Below are 16424 nucleotides of genomic sequence, written 5' to 3' on the forward strand. Positions count from 1 at the left end.
AGGGGGATTTTATGACCAATTTATTGATACGCCTTTTTGTCAAGGATTATCAGGACGTGGAAAATCACACCGTGCGCGAACGCTATGGGAAATTCGCCGGGATTGTTGGCATTGCCACCAATATCCTGTTGTTTTGTATCAAGATTTTTGCAGGGATTGTCTTTCACAGCGTCGCGATTGTGGCGGATGCGGTCAACAACCTGTCGGATTCCGCATCCTCCGTGGTGACTTTGGTAGGATTCAAGCTTTCGGCAAAACCGGCGGATAAAGAGCATCCCTATGGCCATGCGCGGATTGAATACATCAGCGGGCTGATCGTATCGCTGGTGATCCTTCTGCTGGGATTCCAATTGGCGCAGTCCTCTCTGGGAAAGATCCTCCATCCGGAAGAGAGCGAAACCAGCCTGGTGGCGGTGGGAATCTTGGTCGTTTCGGTGCTGATCAAGTTGTGGCAATTCCTGTTTTATCGGACGGTTGGCCGGCGTATTTCCTCAACCACACTGGAGGCGACGGCGGCGGACAGCCGCAACGACGTATTCAGCACGGTTGCCATTTTGATTGGCATGGGGATCACCTGGTTGACCAGCTATAATTTGGATGGCTGGATGGGCTTGATTGTGGCGCTTCTGATTGTGGTCGGCGGCGTGCAGTTGATTATGGAAACCAGCAATCCGCTGTTGGGGGTCGCGCCGACCGAAGAATTGGTGCAGGGTATTTACCAAAAGATCTTGAGCTACGACGGTGTTCTGGGCCTGCACGACCTGAATGTACACAACTATGGGCCGGGCCGCTGCTTTGCTTCGGTACACTGCGAGGTCCCTGCGGAGCAGGATATCTTGGTCAGCCATGATATCATTGATAACATTGAGCGCGATTTCCTTCGGGATATGAACATCCACCTGGTGATCCATCTGGATCCCGTGGTGACGGACGATGAACGCACGACAAAGCTGAAACAACAGGTGGAACAGATTTTAAACGGACTCTCGGATCAGATCAGTATGCACGATTTCCGTGTGGTTTGGGGGACGACCCACACCAATGTGATTTTTGACGTTTGTGTGCCGTTTGGATTCCAATGGTCGGATACGGAGCTGATCCAGCGCATTTCGGAACAAATTGCAAACTTGAACGCTACTTACTTCGCAGTGCTGACCGTAGATCACGATTACGTACCTCGCATCGCAGAAAAAACGAAAGAGTAAGATCACAGATAAACATTCGGCATCCATTGTATTGGGCAATATGGAGGAATCCATGTTGTCCAATTTTTTGTTTCAGAACGAGTTTGTTTGTTCATAATTTATTCATTGCATTTTGGGAAAAGTTGTACTACAATACAATTAGCACTTAGGTGTAAAGAGTGCTAAATTTAAAGAGATACAAGAGGTTGATTGATCATGGAAATGAAGCAGTTTCAGGCGGAGTCGAAGCGCCTTTTGGATTTGATGATTAATTCCATCTATACACATCGTGAAATTTTCCTACGCGAGTTGATTTCCAACGCAAGCGACGCTATTGATAAGCTCTATTATAAAACGTTATCCGACGGGGATACCGGCCTTTCCAGGGAGGATTTCAGCATCTCCATCCAGCCGAATAAGGAAGCGCGGACGTTGACCATCACGGACAATGGCTGCGGCATGACGAAGGACGAGTTGGAAAACAACTTGGGTACGATTGCGAAAAGCGGTTCGCTGAACTTTAAGAAGGACAACGAGCCCAAAGAGGATATTGAGATCATCGGCCAATTTGGCGTGGGCTTCTATTCGGCCTTTATGGTGAGCGACTGCGTCACCGTGGTCAGCCGCGCTTATGGCAGCGATGAGGCTTGGAAATGGACCAGCCGGGGCGCTGAGGGTTACACCATGGAACCGTGCGAAAAAGAGGGCCATGGCACAGAAATCGTTCTGAACATCAAGCCAAATACGGAAGAGAACAATTACGACGAGTTCCTGGATACCTATACCATCAAGAACCTTGTCAAGAAATACTCTGATTATATCCGCTATCCCATCCGCATGGATGTGGAGAAGAGCCGCATGAAGGAGGGGTGCGACGAAAAGAACCCCGAATTTGAGACCTATACAGAGAATGAAACCCTGAATAGCATGGTACCACTCTGGCGCAAAAATAAGAATGAAATCACCGAGGACGAATACAACCGTTTCTATCAGGAGAAATTCAACGATTATGAGAAGCCGCTCAAGGTGATCCACAGCAGCACGGAGGGTGTGGCCACCTATAACGCCCTGCTGTTCATCCCGGCGCGCGCCCCGTTCGATTTTTACACCCGTGATTATGAAAAGGGGCTTCAGCTCTATTCCAACGGCGTGTTGATCATGGAGAAATGCCCGGATTTGCTGCCCGATTACTTCAGCTTTGTGAAGGGCCTTGTCGATTCGCAGGATTTATCGCTGAATATTTCCAGAGAAATGTTGCAGCATGACCGCCAGCTGAAGGTGATTGCTTCCAGGTTGGAGAAAAAGATCAAGTCCGAGTTGGAGAGCATGCTCCTCAATGACCGCGACAAATACGAATCCTTCTATAAGAACTTCGGTTTGCAACTTAAATACGGCGTGTACGAAGACTATGGAATGCACAAGGATGTCTTGCAGGATCTCCTGCTGTTCTACTCTTCGAGCGAAAAGAAACTAGTCACGCTCAAAGAATATGTGGGCCGCATGAAAGAAGGACAGAAATATATCTATTACGCCTGTGGCGAAACAACGGATAAGATTGACATGCTGCCGCAGACCGAGGCGCTCAAGGACAAAGGCTATGAGATCCTCTATTTGACGGACAACGTGGATGAGTTTGCCCTGCGCATGATGATGAAGTACGACGATAAGGAATTCCGCTCCATTTCGGCAGACGACTTGGATTTGGAGACCGAAGAAGAGAAGCAGGCAGCCGCGAAAAAGGTGGAAGAGAACAAGGATATGCTAGCCTTTATGAAGGAGTCCTTGGACGGCAAGGTCAAAGAGGTCATCCTTTCGCAAAAGCTGAAGACGCATCCGGTGTGCTTGTCTTCGGAAGGCGCGATCTCCATTGAAATGGAGAAGGTGCTCAATTCGATGCCGAACGATCAAAAAGTACAGGCGCAGCGTGTGCTTGAGATCAATTCCAACCATCCGATTTTCGAAAAGTTGTGCAGCCTGTATGCAGAGGACAAAGACAAGCTCAAAGAGTATACACAGCTCTTGTACGATCAAGCGTTGCTGATCGAAGGCGTTTCCATCGACGACCCGGTAGCCTTCTCGAACCGGATCTGCAACCTGATGGTATAAAACCGGTTTCTTTCATTTACAAAGAAGAGGCTATATCGCTTTGGCTTTCCAGCCAAAGCGATATAGCCTCTTTTGTATAGGATTCTTTTTTCTCTAGGGGTCCCTATATCCATCCCCCTATCAAGGGAAGTTTCAGGGGAACACTTTTTCAAAGGGATTGGTTTACAGCAAGCATTTCCCATATTTAAAGAACAGCTTGCGAACCGCAGGTAAAGTCCGGTATGTTTCATGCGCCGCCCGGTCTGCATCGGAGAGCAGCGCATTCATTTCCTCCTCTGTGAGTGTATGCTGGCTGAATTTGGCCTTGAGGGCCAGCTCCTCTGAATAGGGATCGATCGACGCCCCAAATGACGTTAAGTCGGTCAAATACTTGTAAATAGCGATTGCGGATTGGTTGACATTTGCTGAATGGAACCGCTTTTTGCGGCGTTTGATCAGGAAAATACGCCGCAGGACAACCAGCAGAATAGCACCGCCTGCCACCCCAATCCCAGCCAACACGTGCTGCAAGGTGCGGAAATCGAACGGGATTGCACCGGTGGTTTCATCGGTCCCAAGGGCAGAGGAATCCTCAAGCGCGCTGGAAGATTCGGGCGAACTGGATTCCGGTTCGCTGCTGGATTCCGCCTCGCTTTCTGGAGTGCTGGAGTCCTCCGAGAGGGCGTCCTGTGCTTGCTGATTCAACTCTCCGGTCGAGAGGCGTACGCCGGGCGTAACCTCTAGCGGTTGCCAGCCTAGGCCAGGGGTATAGACCTCTGCCCAGGCATGTGCATGCTGGTCCGGGATGTCGGCCCATCCCTCCTCGTCGTAATCCATTGCCGTTACCGCATATCCCTCTGCATAGCGGGCGGGAATCCCCTGCGACCGCAGGAGCGCAACGGCGGCGCTTGCGAAGTGGACGCAATAGCCCTTCTGGTTTTCAAAAAGAAAATAGTCTACAAAGTCGCGGCCCTCCGGCGTTGTGCCGGGGGAAAGGGTATATTCCCCGCTGGTGCGCACCAGGTTGGCGATCGCATAGATCACAGCTTCCTGTCCTGCGGTTTCTGCATCGGGAATCCCCACTTGTGTACAGTACCATTGCAATTTTTCACGCAGGTTCTGTGGAAGCTGCGTGTAGTAGGTATTGGCAAAGGAACGGTATGCCGCTTCCGCCGAATAGAACGGCTCGGAGATCAAATTGAGATTTACAGCCCGGGGAAAATGGGGAATGTCCCATGCCTGTAGGGTGTAGTCCGAGATGCCAAAGGGTGAGGTGACACGGATGTAGGCGTCGTGTACAAAGGCTGTGCCAGAAAGCTCCTCCGGGCGGGAGGCCAACCCATAGGGAGCATAGATGCAATTCCGGTTAGCAGCGACATTTTCAACTTGGATCTCCATCAGCAGCGACTGTTCTTCTGGAAGCGAATAAAACGAAAGCAGCTGTCCCGCCATGTTTTGTGGATTAAAATACAGCGAATTCTCCAACTCGGCGTAGGTGGAGTCGGGAAGGGATTCCCAGCTAACACCGGTATAAACGCTTCCGGAAAAAGCGTGCAGATACAGCGGCGTTTTGCTTGGGTTGTGTACGCGCAGTACCGTCTGCCCTGTATATTGACGGTTGCCCGCAGAATCTAAACTGACGCGCCCCAGCGCTCCATTTTGTTGGGAAAACAAGGAAGAGCGGTAAATGCCGCCTTCCAGTTCTTGACGGAGCGACTCGATGGAAGCTGGGCGCGTATAGGTGTCCTGTGGCATCAAGATGCTCATAGCAATCAGGCAAAGGGCGACGGCGGGCAACACGAGCAACGCAACGCGGCCCGCGGCGGCCGTTCGCCCAAATGAGCTGTTTGCGCAAAGGCGGCTGAGCAAAAGGGTGGCCCAGAAGCCAAGCAGCATCAATACGGAGGGCCAAGCGGGTGTAATGGTAAAGCCGAGGGGAACAAGTAAAAAAGGCGCTGTCCCCAGCAGGGCAAGCCAAAAACTGTGCCGCCGGACCGCCCAGCATACGTAACACGCTAAGAAAAAAAGCACAAATGCCAGGAATACCGAGCAGGCATTTGTATACTCTCCTACGGGCAGGTTTACACGGAACTGCGGCAGATCAAAGCGGGAGTTGTCGCTGATTGTAGAGAGAACTTGATTGGTGGAGATCACAAACCCCTGCAAAAAGTATGTGCGCAGCAGGTAGGCGGTTACGCAGTAGGCGGCAGATAAGATCAATAGGATGGGCATCCGCCACCGTTTTAAAGAAAAGATTGCGAGAAACAGGAAGGCAAACAGGGCGATACAGATGGACAAAAAGATCGGTTTCACCGGTATGGAAAAAGCGGACACCGTACATTGCGCCACTCCAAACAGGCCAAGCAACACCAGGAGCGTATCCGCAAGTAGGGCAGAGAGATTCCCATGCATGGGCTCTTTCCAAGCTGGCTGGCTCAAGAGGATTCCTGCTTGATTTCCATCTTTCATAGCGTTTCCTCCCAGACCGTGCCGCTGACAAGCTCTTCAATGCGCTGCGGCGTGATATAAAAGAGATAGGGATATTCCTTTGTATCCCCCAGGCGGGCCCGGCATTCCGGTATTGGTAAGCCCTCCTTTGGGGCTGGGTGCGCCAACAATTGATTTAAAACTACATACAAATCATCCATACCGGACAGATGTATCTGGCGGAGCTGGACGGCGTCCGGGTCGTACCACTCTACATCATGTTCTAAACCGTTTTCCAGAAGAAACTGGCAGAGGGCAACCAACTTGTCCAAAACGAGATCCAACGCATAAATATCCCCGAATAGGTCCATTGTGACCAACGCAGAACTGCACACCGGCAGGCTAAATTCCTTTACCATGAGTTCGCCGGTGCGGGAAGAAAGCTTCCAGTGGACGCTGCGCAGGCGGTCCCCCTCCCGATAGGGCCGGACATCGAAGATTTCCGATGGATCGTCCCCGGGTTTCACCTTAGAAAAGGTGTCGCTCTCCGGGTCTGGCGCTGCGGACGGTTCCAATGGAAGCTCCAGGGGTTCGAGATCGGGAAGGATAAACAGCTCGTTTGGGCTGGACGTCTTATGCCGGCAGGTAAACAGCCCGAGGAAATCATAACAACGGATTTCCTCTAAAACAATGATCAGTTTGCCGCAATGCTGGGAGATCCCTTCCCGGTCTACCCGCTGTTTCCCATGGAGAGCTGGAAGAAACACGGTTTCCGTGGTTTCATCCCCGCTGAACGGATTGGAATACCGCAGCCGCAGCCGGGTGCGCGCCATGGGAAAGAAGGTCCGGTTCTCCACGACCAGCTGGATGGGGAACGGGTTGTTCCGCGGGACAGCGGCCAGGGGAAGCTCCACATGCGCACGGACCCCGCACATCCCCGGCAGGCTCAACAGCAGGGAAAGGAGCGGCAGCAGCAGGGCAAAGACCAGCACAAAAAAGGATAAATATCCATTAAAAAAAATGAAAAACAATACAGCGCCCACAAGGGCGATCAGGTAAACGATACGGCATCGCAACATAGGCCCACCTCATTTAACCGAGGGCGCATCGACGCGGTTGAGGATTTTTTCCAGAAGCGCGGCAGCCGTGACATCCCCCATTTTTGCCTGGGGGCTCAGGACAATCCGGTGGCCGATTACGTCGTGGAAAACGATCTGGACGTCGCGCGGGATTACGTAATCGCGCCCGCTCAGGTAAGCGGCTGCCTGCGCCATGCGGGTCAAGGCGATGGAACCGCGGGGGCTTGCTCCCAGGCGGATCATCGGGTCCTTCCGGGTGGCAGAGGTCAGGCGCGCAATGTAATCATAAAGGCTGTCAGCCAAATAGACATTTTCCACTTCATGCTGCATGGCAAGAATCCCCTGGGCGTCCACAACCTTCTGTACCTGCTCCAATGGGTCTCCACCCTGCTTGCGGCGCAAAATCTCCACCTCATCCTCCAGCTTGGGGTATCCCATGCGCAGGCAGACCATGAAGCGGTCCATCTGGGACTCCGGCAGCAGCTGGGTCCCCGCGGAGCCGACCGGATTCTGCGTGGCGATGACAATGTACGGTTTGGGCGTCTCGCGCGTCACGCCGTCCACGGTAATGCGCCCCTCTTCCATCACTTCCAGCAGCGCGGCCTGCGTTTTGCTGGACGTGCGGTTGATTTCGTCCGCCAAAAAGAGGTTGCACAGCGCTGCGCCGGGTTTGTATTCCAGCTGTCCAGTCGCCTTATTATATACGGAAAAACCGGTCACGTCGGTGGGCATGACGTCCGGGGTGAACTGCATGCGGCGGTAATCCAACGCCATCGCCTTGGAAAAGGCCAGGGCCAGGGTGGTTTTTCCGACGCCAGGGATGTCCTCCAACAGGATATGCCCTTGGGCAAGAATGACCATGAGCATCTTGCTGACGACAGCGTTTTTTCCGACAACCGCTTTTTTCACTTCCTCAATGATCTCTAAAGCTTTTTGCATTCCTCATTCTCCTATTTTCAAATTGAAAGATATTACAGAAATTTTTATAAAAATTAACTGTGTCTATTATAGAAAATCCAGTGGCTCTTTGCAATGGAAGGAGAGAAGAGTTCAAAAAACATTCAAAATTGCTTGCTCCATGACTTGCAGAGGCGTACAATAAGGTTAACAATAGAGGGAGGCGTTAATATGCAGGAACCCAAACAATTGCAGCAATTGCAGGAAATGGTGGACCGGAGCAGGCGGATTGTCTTTTTCGGCGGCGCAGGGGTTTCGACGGAGAGCGGGATTCCGGACTTCCGCAGTGTGGACGGCCTTTACAACCAGCGCTATAAATATCCGCCGGAGGTCATGCTCAGTCACAGCTTTTATGTAGCGCACACGGAGGAGTTTTTCGATTTCTACCGGACAAAGATGCTTTACCTGGATGCGCAGCCCAATGCGGCCCATAAAAAGCTGGCGGAATTGGAGACAGCGGGAAAACTTACTGCGGTGGTCACGCAAAATATCGACGGCCTGCATCAGAAGGCCGGGAGTAAAAACGTGTTGGAACTGCACGGGTCGGTCCACCGCAATTTCTGCCAGCGCTGCCACAAGATGTACGACGCCGAATTCATGCTGCACAGCACAGGGATTCCCACCTGTACATGCGGCGGGAAGGTGAAGCCGGACGTAGTGCTCTATGAAGAAAGCCTGGATCAGCACACGCTGACAAAGGCATTGGACGCAATTGAACATGCGGATATGTTGATCATCGGCGGGACGTCGCTGGCCGTATATCCGGCCGCTAGCCTGGTCAACTATTATCGCGGCGACCGGTTGGTCCTCATCAATAAGTCCACAACCCCGATGGATCAGAATGCGAATTTGGCGATTCAAGGCAGCATCGGGGAAGTCCTTGGAGCGATTCAGGTTCGATAATAGCAGGGCAAAACAAGAAAAGAGCTGCGTAAAAACGGCATTTCCGCTTTTACGCAGCCAATTTTTTGCTTATCTCATTTTAAAGGTAGCGCATTCGGTCTGGCTCTTGCAATCGGCTTTTCCGCAGGAGCCGTCCGCCACATGGATGTTTTCTGCGATGCATTCGTTATTTTCATTATAGATGCAATTGCGCGCTTCACAGCGGACATGCAGGGACGGATTGGGGTTGGAACAGCCACAAGACGAGACGTTGCTTGCAGAACCGCTCTTTCCTGTAAAATCAGAACAGCAGGTCTGCTCGCATCCGCAAGCGCAGGCGCCTGCAACCTTGATATCCGGGCGGCAGCAGCAATCCTGGCTATTGTTCGCGCAGCTTGTGACGGTACATCTTAAATTCGTCATATCCACACTTCCAGTACAATAGAATCACACCCGAATTCTGCCGGGGCGATTGTCCAATCGGCCCGGCAGAAGAGGATGCAAATCTATTGTTCGCCGAATCTAAGAAATTATGCATGCGCTTGCGATTTTATTTCCAAAATTTGATCAAAAATGCGGGCAGCCGTCTCTTCCTTCGAGAGCTGGGGTAATTCCGTTTCGGAGTTTGCGGTGATGAGCGTTACAATATTGGTATCGGTTCCAAAGCCTGCGCCCGCCACCTTCAAATTGTTGGCGACCATCATGTCCACATGCTTTTTGGCAAGCTTTTTGCGCGAATTTTCCAGCATGTTTTGCGTCTCCATGGAAAAACCGCAGAGGAACTGTCCCGGATGGCGGTGTTCTCCCAGATATTGAAGAATGTCCGCAGTCCGTTCGAGGGGCAGGCTGCTATCGCTATCCTGCTTTTTCATTTTATCCTCGTATACGTACGAGGGACGGTAATCGGCCACCGCTGCCGCCTTTACGATGATGTCCTGTGCATCGCTGCGGGAGGTGACCGCCTCAAACATTTCCTGCGCCGTGGTCACAGGGACTACGTCTACAAAGGCAGGCGGCTTGAGCGGGGTCGGGCCTGTGACCAATGTAACGGCTGCACCGCGCCGGGCGGCGTTCTGCGCGAGCGCATATCCCATTTTCCCGGTGGAATGATTGGTAATATAGCGCACGGGGTCGATGGATTCCTGCGTGGGGCCTGCCGTGACCAGCACATGAAGGCCGGCCATATCCTTTTCGCAGGCCAGTTCCTGGTAGACGTATTCCAGAATGATTTCCGGGTCCGGGAATTTCCCTGCGCCCGTGTCCCCACAGGCGAGATAGCCGGTGCTCGGCTCGATGATCGTAAACCCATATTTGCGCAGGATGTCCAAGTTGTCCTGCGTGATGGGGTTTTCGTACATCCTGGTGTTCATGGCAGGGGAAACCAGCTTTTTGCACTGGCATGCCAACACGGTTGTGGTGAGCATATCGTCCGCCAGGCCATGCGCCATTTTCGCAATCACGTTGGCGGTTGCCGGTGCGATCAGGCAGAGATCTGCGGCCTTCGCGAGAGAGACGTGCTCCACCTGAAACTCAAAATTGCGGTCAAAGGTATCCACCAGGCATTTATTTCCGGTCAAGCTTTCAAAAGTGATGGGATTGATAAAGTTTGTGGCGTTCTGTGTCATCAAGACATGGACGATACAGCCCTGCTTATGAAGCGCGCTGGCCAAATAGGCGGCTTTATAGGCGGCGATTCCTCCAGTGACGCCCAATAGAATGGTCTTTCCCTGTAACATTTTTGTTCCCCCATTTCTTGCAATTCAATCTTTCCAGTTCCACCATTTTAATTTTTCGGGATCGTGCTCTTCCTGCCCGGCGAAATATACCGCTTCCCGGAACACATAGAGCTGGCAGCGGTCTTCGATGCGTCCCTTGCGCAAGCAGTCCTTCCGATAGAGCTCTTCGGGGTCCTGCCCTCTTAACGACTCCACAGTTGGATATCCCAAATCGATGAGATCCTGCGCAATATTCTTTCCAACGCCCGGGATCGTTTGCAGGTCGCTTTCGGCCCCGGCAAAACGCAGCGCACGAAAACGCGCGTTTACGGACTGCTGGAACTGTTCGTCCGATTCATCGGGATCTTTCAGCGTCTTCCAGCGTTCACATGGGACCTGGGGGCATTCCCCGCAATGCTTCCAGCCGTTTTGAACCGTACAACAATGGTAGATAGGGCAGATGTCCCCGCCTGTGTAGGGCGCCCAATAGACCTTTCCTTTCAAGGAATGGCATCCGGCGCATTCCTTCCCAAGATGCGGGCAGCCTCCGCAGGATAAGCCGCAGACATTATACAGCACGATACTCCCTCCTTTGTATTTGAAATCTTGCTTTTTTATAGTATACCATGATTTTACACCAGCGTACAGCGGGAGGTGTTCTGCCCGCGCGCAACGTTGGAAATATATTGTTGATTTTTTAACGATCTTAGCGTATAATAAAGGCGAAAATTTGCGCTGCATCTTTTGGAAAAGAGCAGCAGCAGGAGGTAATAAAAGTGAATCGTCAAACCGCAAAGTACCGTGATTTTGTGCTGTTGGCCCTGTTTGCGGCCATCATCCTGTTGTTGGCCTTTACGCCGATTGGATATATCCAGCTTCCAATCATCAAGGCCACCATCGTCCATGTGCCGGTGATCCTCGGCGCGATTATACTCGGCCCCAAAAAGGGCGCTATTTTAGGCGTTCTGTTCGGGCTGACCAGCTTTATCAGCAACACCTTTATGCCCACGGCGCTCTCCTTTGCATTTTCGCCGGCGATCCCGCTCCCAGGGACGCCGAACGGCAGCATTTGGAGCCTGTTCATCTGCTTTGTGCCGCGCATTTTGGTGGGGGTATTCGCGTACTATGTCTTTGCGCTGTGCCAAAAGCTGATGAAAAAAAGCACAAAGGGCGAGTTTTTGTCCCTTGCAATTGGTGCATTGGTGGGGTCTTTTACAAACACCATTTTGGTTATGGGGAGCATCTTTGTCATTTTTAAAGATGCGTATGCGGCCATCAAGGGCATCCCCGCAGATGCCGTTATGGGGGCCATCCTTGCCGTTGTTGGCGCGAATGGCGTGCCGGAGGCAGTGGCTGCCATTGTGTTGACAGTGGCGATTGGCAAAGCCCTGTTGGGGTTGCAGAGAAAAGGGCGCGTATAAACGCAAGGTAGAAAGGATGATCGACCGATGATTCTTGCCATTGATGTGGGAAACAGCAACATTGTTTTGGGTGGCATTGACAATGAAAAAATCTATTTCACCGTGCGGCTTTCCACCGACCGCTTTAAGTCGAACGATGAATATGCGGTTTTAATCAAGAACTTGATTGAACTAAACGGATATGACCCGGCCGATATGGAGGGGAGCATCATTTCCACGGTGGTCCCCGCGCTGGCCACGACCCTGCGGCTTGCTTTGGAGAAGATCACAGGGAAACCCTGCATGGTGGTTGGCAGCGGCCTGAAGACGGGCCTGAATATCCTGATTGACAATCCGGCGCAGCTCGGCAGCGACCTGGTGGTTGACGCCGTGGCGGCCATTGCGGAGTATCCCAAGCCGATCGTGATCTTTGACCTAGGGACCGCAACGACCCTTTCGGTGGTGGATAAAAAAGGCAATTATTTGGGCGGTATGATTATGCCCGGCGTCGTTGTGGGCGTTGAAGCGATTTCCAACCGCGCGTCCCAGTTGCCACATATCGGCCTGGATGCGCCAAAGCGTTTGGTGGGGACCAATACCATCGACTGCATGAAGAGCGGCGCAATTTACGGGAACGCCGCCATGCTGGACGGCATCGTGGAGCGCGTGACAGAGGAACTGGGTGAAGCGCCCACTGTGGTTGCGACCGGCGGCCTTGCCCGCGTGATTGTGCCGCACTGCCGCAGGAAGATCATCTGCGACGATAACCTGATGTTGAAGGGCTTGTTGATCGTCTACAATAAGAACAAGCGGGGCTGATCCCGTTAGAAACAGAGGACTTCTTTCCTGGATTGGGAAAGAAGTCCTCTGTTTCTATATGCATCCTTTATTCTTCGATCGTGATGCGTCCGCGTTCGTCCATGTGGATTCCCTGTTCTTCACAGACGGTGCAGTTGAGCGCCTGGAGACGGTCCATGTATTCCGCGTAGGTGGCGCTGAGGATGCGCAGGTTTGGCAAAAAGACATCATAATATCCCGCTTCGGTCAGCCGCCTGCGGAGGGTTTGATGGGCGTGCAGGAATGGATTGAGCCGGGCGGTCCACTTCCTGCGCTTTCGTGCCTCCTGTAAAACGGTCTTTTTAAAGGCTTCCAGTTCCGCTTCGCTGGCATTCAAAAGCCGGTTGATCCCGGCGTTTGGATCAAAGGCCAACCGGTCGTAAGCTTCTCCCCATAGGCGGTCGGCGATACGAATGGCCAGAGGAATCTGAAGTTCCAACCCATCCAAAAAGGCGAGGATTGTTTGGTAGGCGTTTTGCTGTTCCTCGGTACGGATGGGTTCCTGCAAGTAGGGGAGAAAATGTTGAAATAAGACCCGTCCAAAGAACCCCGGAAAAGCGCTTTGCAGTTTTTGGCCAATGGGAGCGCTGTTCCATTCCTGGCGCAATTGCTCGATGGCATCGGGGGTATAATTCTGCGACAATTTTCCCAGCAATTCCACCTGGAATTGCTGGGCTTCCAACGCTCTCTGCTTCTGCGCTTGGATGGTTTTTAAAGCGGCAGGCTTGTCGGAGGCCCGCAGCACGGTTTCAATTTCCTTGGCACTGAGACCCAGGCTGCGCAGCAAGCCGATTTCTTTCAGCTTTTGGATATCCGCGTCTTGAAAATCGCGGTATCCATTTTCATCCGTTGGGACGGCGATGAGCCCCTGCTCTTCGTACCAGTTGATGGCCTTCTTGGTCAGGCCCGTTGCCTGACAAACTTCGTGGATACGCATAACGGTTCACCTCACGCGCTAAGTGTACCGCGTTCCCCAGGGGAACAGTCAAGCCTTTTGATCGATTTTTCTCTATTTTGTAAAGTACCATGCATAAGCGCGCTTTTCCAACGCTTTTACGAAGGCGTCCTTCCCGTCGCAGTACTGTTCGATGTCCTCCGGAAATTGTTGCGCCAGATGCTGCTTTAGATCGCCATAGAGCTGTGCCTCCTTTGGATGAACCCGCAGGTAATCCCGGACCGCCAAGTGGCGGTCGATGTTCCAATGGTCCTCTTCCGAAAAGGCGTGGATTTGGTGGGTGCGGTTTTCACCGCCTTTCCGGTAATAGCGGCGGCCGGGGATGCCGAATTCCCCCATGGCCTCATAGCCCAACGCTTCCATCGCAGGGGCAAACGCATCGATTGCGTTCACATCCCGCACCACAGCCAGGATGTCGATGATGGGCTTTGCAGCCAGGCCCTCCACAGAGGTGCTTCCAATGTGATGAACCGCAAGAAGCTCCGCACCGAAGGCTTTGCCGATTTTTTCTGTCTCCTGAGCAAACAGGAGCGGCCATTCCGGACGATAGAGAACCACACGGACATGCATAAAAACTCCCCCTTATCCTCAGTTGGCAAATGGCGACAGATGGTCCGCCGGTTGTTCCTCCCGGTTGGTGGGCGCAACGATGGCTTTCTTCTTCCACCCGCCGTGGAGATAGGCCACCAACACAATGAGAATCCCGATGGCCCAGCTGATGGGATAGGAGTAATAGATGAACTCCTTCCCCCAAACGCCTGCGATCCAATAGGCGATGGGAACCCTTGCCAGCCACAGGGAAAGCAGGCTTGCTGCCATGGGGACGATCATGGAGCCTGCCCCGCGCAGTACAGCGCTTAGGATGAACAGGATCGCACATAGGAAATAGAAGGGCAGCAGGGCATGCAGATAGTATACGCCTGCCTCAATCACGTCAGGGCTTTGGCTGAACATGCGCATCAACACATCGCTCAGCGGATAGACGACCACACTGATCGCCACGCTCGCTACAACGCACAGGATCAGACCGGCGCGGGTACCGCGGCGAACACGCTCCATGCGGGCCGCGCCGACATTTTGCCCGACGTAGGTGGTGACAGCGCTGGACATGCTCTGGATGGGGAGAAACACGAAGGTGTCGATCTTATTGGCACCGTTGAATCCGGCGGTAAAGGTAGAGCCATAGCTGTTCACGAGCGCCTGCATCGCCATAATACCGACTGCAAACAGCGCCTGCTGAATGCCGGAGGGAATTCCCAGCTGAATCGCTTTCTTAAATAGGGAGCGCTGAAACTGGATTTTAAAGAGCTGAATATGTAGGAAGGTATAGTGACGGTTGATAAAATACACGCCAAACAGCCATGAGGCGATCTGGGCGATGATGGTTGCGAACGCGACGCCAAAGACCCCCATCCCACAGAGTGTAAAGACCAGATCTAAAACGATGTTGATGCCAGCTGCAATTGAGAGGAACAATAGGGAGGTACGGCTGTCCCCAAGCCCCTGTAGGATGCCGGCGTTGATATTGAATCCGAGCGTGCCGATCATGCCGACAAAAATGACGACCATGTAGGTATCCGCCATATCCAACGTGCCGTCGTCCGGCACATTCATCAGGAGAAGAAGCGGCCTGCTACATAGGACGCCCACAATGGTGAGGGGGATAATGCCAATCATCATGGAGGTATAGATGGTGTTCACAGTGGCGCGGACTTGCTCAATGTCCCTTGCCCCGTAATATTGCGAGATCATGATGGTTGCGCCGGTGCTCAATCCCATGAATAAAGAACTCATCATAAAGGTGATGGGAAAACCGGTTCCCACTGCGGCCAGCGCCTTTTCTCCGATGAAGTTGCCCACAACGATGCTGTCGACCATGTTATAGAGCTGTTGAAAGACATTGCCTAGGAGCAAGGGGGCCGTAAACAGGAACAACAGACGGTAGGGGCTGCCGCTTGTCATATCCGTGGCATTAGAACGAAGCTTTTTCACAAACAATCCTTCCTTTTATTTTATAAGTTGGGCATAGAAAAGCCCTTTCGGAGATGCCGGTCAACGGCGCTCCCAAAGGGCTCGAAATGAATAGCGCAAGTATTGAAGAAGAAAATTATAAAAGTTTTTCCTTCATTTCGACCGCCTGACAGATCAAGTCAATGGAGTTCTCAATGCCAAAGGCAGAGGAGTCCACCAACAAATCATAGTTTTCTGGGTTTCCCCACTTTTGGTTGGAGTAGAAATTATAGTAGTTGGCGCGCTGTTTATCCTGCTTTACAAGCGTGTCAGCGGCTTTGGCCGGATCGACCCCATACTGTTTAATGATACGGTCCATGCGTGTAAAATGATTTGCATAGACATAAACATGCAGGCAATTCTTATTTTCACGTAAGACATAATCGGCACAGCGCCCCACAATAACGCAAGGCCCTTTTTCCGCCGCTTCCCGGATGACTTGGGACTGTGCAAGAAATACTTTATCATTGATGGGAAGGTTGTCTATGGGGGATACCTGGCTACCGAATGTATAGTTTCCCATCATCAGGGAATACAGGAGGCTATTGGTGGCCTTCTCATCCGCCTTCTCAAGAATTTCCGGACTCATCCCGCTCTGTTTTGCGGCCAGAGTAATCAAGTCCTTATTGTAAAAAGGAATGTCAAAATGCTTTGCAACCCTTTCTCCGATTTCCCTTCCGCCGCTGCCGTACTGCCGTGCAATGGTAATAATCGTGTGAATACGCATATGCTCGACCCCTCCTAATCAAAAACAGATTTCAGAGACCTTTAAAAATTTGCTAAAAATTTGTTTTTTTGTGAATTTTCTTTATTTTACTGCTCTTCTATTTGTTTGTCAAACGATCTTTTCTGAAAAAATACGCCCCGGATGAACAATCCGGAGCGCTTATTAG

Annotated in this window: 15 protein-coding genes; 5 read left to right on the forward strand and 10 right to left on the reverse strand. The window is 52.1% G+C overall.

Translation table 11 applies throughout. The features are described 5' to 3' along the window. The first annotated feature begins 11 nt into the window (after positions 1-11). A complete protein-coding gene (locus tag I2G69_RS07205; protein ID WP_087234805.1) occupies positions 12-1205 on the forward strand; it encodes a cation diffusion facilitator family transporter in 1194 nt (397 codons plus the stop codon). A 195-nt stretch (positions 1206-1400) separates the two neighbouring features. Then, entirely contained in the window at positions 1401-3290 is a 1890-nt protein-coding gene (gene htpG, locus I2G69_RS07210) for a molecular chaperone HtpG (RefSeq protein ID WP_191362434.1), read from the forward strand. A gap of 162 nt (positions 3291-3452) precedes the next feature. On the opposite strand, the gene I2G69_RS07215 is transcribed toward htpG, so the two are convergent. Genes I2G69_RS07215 through I2G69_RS07225 form a run of 3 tightly spaced genes read right to left on the reverse strand, consistent with a single transcriptional unit; the run spans position 3453 to position 7714 of the window. Further along, on the reverse strand, positions 3453-5738 hold the full coding sequence (locus tag I2G69_RS07215) for a transglutaminase family protein (protein WP_195560505.1): 2286 nt from the start codon (positions 5736-5738) through the stop codon (positions 3453-3455). Then, positions 5735-6775, reverse strand: a complete 1041-nt coding sequence (locus tag I2G69_RS07220; protein WP_191395624.1) for a DUF58 domain-containing protein — start codon at positions 6773-6775, stop codon at positions 5735-5737. The genes I2G69_RS07215 and I2G69_RS07220 overlap by 4 nt, the downstream gene beginning before the upstream one ends. Before the next feature lie 9 nt (positions 6776-6784). After that, positions 6785-7714: an AAA family ATPase gene (locus I2G69_RS07225; protein WP_191448721.1), complete on the reverse strand. Its 930-nt coding sequence runs from the start codon at positions 7712-7714 to the stop codon at positions 6785-6787. 189 nt (positions 7715-7903) lie between these two features. Between I2G69_RS07225 and I2G69_RS07230 the strand changes: the two genes are divergently transcribed. After that, positions 7904-8635 carry an NAD-dependent protein deacylase gene (locus tag I2G69_RS07230; protein ID WP_087234800.1) on the forward strand — a complete coding sequence of 244 codons (732 nt, stop codon included), beginning with the start codon at positions 7904-7906 and terminating at the stop codon, positions 8633-8635. Positions 8636-8704: 69 nt separating this feature from the next. Here the strand turns inward: I2G69_RS07230 and I2G69_RS07235 are convergent, their stop codons facing one another. The 3 genes from I2G69_RS07235 to I2G69_RS14430 form a co-directional block, all read right to left on the reverse strand. Then, positions 8705-9037 (reverse strand): DUF1540 domain-containing protein, encoded by a 333-nt coding sequence (locus I2G69_RS07235; RefSeq protein ID WP_087234799.1) that lies wholly within the window; start codon positions 9035-9037, stop codon positions 8705-8707. 107 nt (positions 9038-9144) lie between these two features. Then, positions 9145-10350: a bifunctional phosphopantothenoylcysteine decarboxylase/phosphopantothenate--cysteine ligase CoaBC gene (gene coaBC, locus I2G69_RS07240; protein ID WP_087234798.1), complete on the reverse strand. Its 1206-nt coding sequence runs from the start codon at positions 10348-10350 to the stop codon at positions 9145-9147. A gap of 24 nt (positions 10351-10374) precedes the next feature. Beyond that, complete coding sequence (locus I2G69_RS14430) at positions 10375-10908, reverse strand: helix-hairpin-helix domain-containing protein (protein ID WP_330396785.1); 534 nt, start codon at positions 10906-10908, stop codon at positions 10375-10377. Between the two features lie 197 nt (positions 10909-11105). Between I2G69_RS14430 and I2G69_RS07250 the strand changes: the two genes are divergently transcribed. Further along, positions 11106-11750: an ECF transporter S component gene (locus I2G69_RS07250; RefSeq protein ID WP_191395621.1), complete on the forward strand. Its 645-nt coding sequence runs from the start codon at positions 11106-11108 to the stop codon at positions 11748-11750. Positions 11751-11777: 27 nt separating this feature from the next. Next, positions 11778-12548 (forward strand): type III pantothenate kinase, encoded by a 771-nt coding sequence (locus tag I2G69_RS07255; RefSeq protein WP_087234795.1) that lies wholly within the window; start codon positions 11778-11780, stop codon positions 12546-12548. Positions 12549-12615: 67 nt separating this feature from the next. Here the strand turns inward: I2G69_RS07255 and I2G69_RS07260 are convergent, their stop codons facing one another. The 4 genes from I2G69_RS07260 to I2G69_RS07275 form a co-directional block, all read right to left on the reverse strand. Further along, on the reverse strand, positions 12616-13503 hold the full coding sequence (locus tag I2G69_RS07260; protein ID WP_195560506.1) for a MerR family transcriptional regulator: 888 nt from the start codon (positions 13501-13503) through the stop codon (positions 12616-12618). Positions 13504-13575: 72 nt separating this feature from the next. Then, entirely contained in the window at positions 13576-14091 is a 516-nt protein-coding gene (locus I2G69_RS07265) for a GrpB family protein (protein WP_195560507.1), read from the reverse strand. A gap of 18 nt (positions 14092-14109) precedes the next feature. Continuing rightward, entirely contained in the window at positions 14110-15513 is a 1404-nt protein-coding gene (locus I2G69_RS07270) for an MATE family efflux transporter (protein WP_191448726.1), read from the reverse strand. Between the two features lie 115 nt (positions 15514-15628). After that, positions 15629-16258, reverse strand: coding sequence for a cytidylate kinase-like family protein (locus tag I2G69_RS07275; RefSeq protein ID WP_087234791.1), 630 nt, complete (start codon positions 16256-16258; stop codon positions 15629-15631). Positions 16259-16424 lie beyond the last annotated feature (166 nt).

The sequence above is a fragment of the Anaeromassilibacillus sp. D41t1_190614_C2 genome, from assembly GCF_015558525.1.
In the GTDB taxonomy this organism is placed as follows: Bacteria; Bacillota; Clostridia; order Oscillospirales; family Acutalibacteraceae; genus Anaeromassilibacillus; species Anaeromassilibacillus stercoravium.